1 protein-coding gene and 1 pseudogene are annotated in these 1,539 nt (G+C 75.1%); both read left to right on the top strand.

Annotated features, from left to right (window positions below):
* Window positions 1-89: 89 nt before the first annotated feature.
* Window positions 90-935 carry a DegV family protein gene (locus CCN56_RS40195; RefSeq protein WP_086832499.1) on the top strand — a complete coding sequence of 282 codons (846 nt, stop codon included), beginning with the start codon at window positions 90-92 and terminating at the stop codon, window positions 933-935.
* A gap of 307 nt (window positions 936-1,242) precedes the next feature.
* A pseudogene (locus tag CCN56_RS40190) lies at window positions 1,243-1,539 on the top strand (ComEA family DNA-binding protein); the annotation flags it as partial.

The raw sequence follows: 1,539 nt of genomic DNA, 5'->3' as shown, positions 1-1,539 counted from the left end.
CGCGGGACCGGCCGCGCGGGGCGCGGACCCGTGTCCGCTGAGGGGGGCCGGGCTGCCACACGGCGGCCCCGGCGGGTAACCTCCCGCTCATGTCCCGGCATGTCGCGATCGTCACCGATTCAACGGCCTACCTGCCACGCCAGACGAGGGAGCGGCACGCGATCACCACGGTCCCGCTGACCGTCGTCATCGGCGACCGCGCCCTCGAGGAGGGCACGGAGATCTCGGCGAAGGCCCTTGCCGAGGCCCTGCAGAAGCGCCGGCCAGTCACCACCTCGCGGCCGAGCCCCGAGGTCTTCGCCGAGGCCTACCGCGAGGCCGCCGCGGCGGGTGCGAAGGGCGTCGTCTCGCTCCATCTGTCCGCCGAGGTCTCCGGGACCTACGACGCCGCCGTGCTCGCGGCCAAGGACGCCCCCGTTCCCGTACGCGTGGTGGACACCCGCATGATGGGCATGGCACTGGGCTTCTGTGCCCTCGCGGCGGCCGAGGTCGCGGAGGCCGGCGGTTCCCTCGACGAGGCGGTCGCGGCGGCCGAGAAGCGCGCCGCGGGCACCTCCGCCTACTTCTACGTCGACACCCTGGACTATCTGCGCAGGGGCGGGCGCATCGGCGCCGCGCAGGCGCTGCTCGGCTCCGCGCTCGCGGTGAAACCGCTCCTCGAACTCGACGGCGGGCGGATCGAACTGCGGGAGAAGGTGCGCACGGCCTCGAAGGCGATCGCACGCCTGGAGGAGATCGCCGTGGAGCGGGCCGGCTCCGGCTCCGTCGACATCGCCGTGCACCACCTCTCCGCACCGGAGCGAGCCGCCGCGCTCGCGGACCGGCTCAGGGAACGCGTACCGGGGATCGAGGAACTCCAGGTCAGCGAGGTGGGGGCGGTCATCGGCGCCCACACGGGCCCCGGTCTCCTCGCGGTCGTCGTCTCGCCGCGCTGAGTCCGGTCCGTCCCCCACACGGGTGAGGGAGTTTTCCACAGCGGAGCGCCTGTCCACGGAAGCAGGCTGAGCTCCGCACGGGCCGACCGTGATCTCTACCGTCACGGACATGACTCTTCGTACACGTATCGCATCGACCATCCCCAGGGCCTCGGGCACGGCGGGTGCTCCGGCCGGCAGGCACGGACGGGCCCCGACGCTGCCCGGGGGTGTCGTACGGCGGCGGGGGGAGGCCCTGTTCCCGAGGACGGCCCCGCCGGTGCCGGTGTGGGCACCGCCTCCGGTGGGCGCGCCGGAGGTTCGGCAGGTGCCGGAGGCGCCGGAGCGCGGCTCCCCGCCAGGGGTACGGGAGCGGCTGGCCGCCCTGCTCCGCGACCGGACCCCGGTGTGGGTGCAGACCAGGTGCGGGCTCGAACCGAAGGCGCTGGCCGCGCTGACGGTGGTCCTGCTCGTGGCCGCGGGCCTCGCGGGCGGGTACTTCTGGACCGGGCGGCCGGAGCCGGTGCGCGCTCCCGAACTCGTCCGCGCCGCTGCCCCCTTGGCCGCGGCACCCGCACCGAAGCCCGGCCCGGGGGAGGCGCGGGGGCCGGAACCGGTGCCGGTG

The organism is Streptomyces sp. NRRL B-24572 (assembly GCF_002156145.1).
Taxonomy (GTDB): Bacteria; Actinomycetota; Actinomycetes; order Streptomycetales; family Streptomycetaceae; genus Streptomyces; species Streptomyces vietnamensis.
Note: the sequence above shows the minus strand (reverse complement) of the source record. Positions and strands in the feature narration are given on the sequence as shown.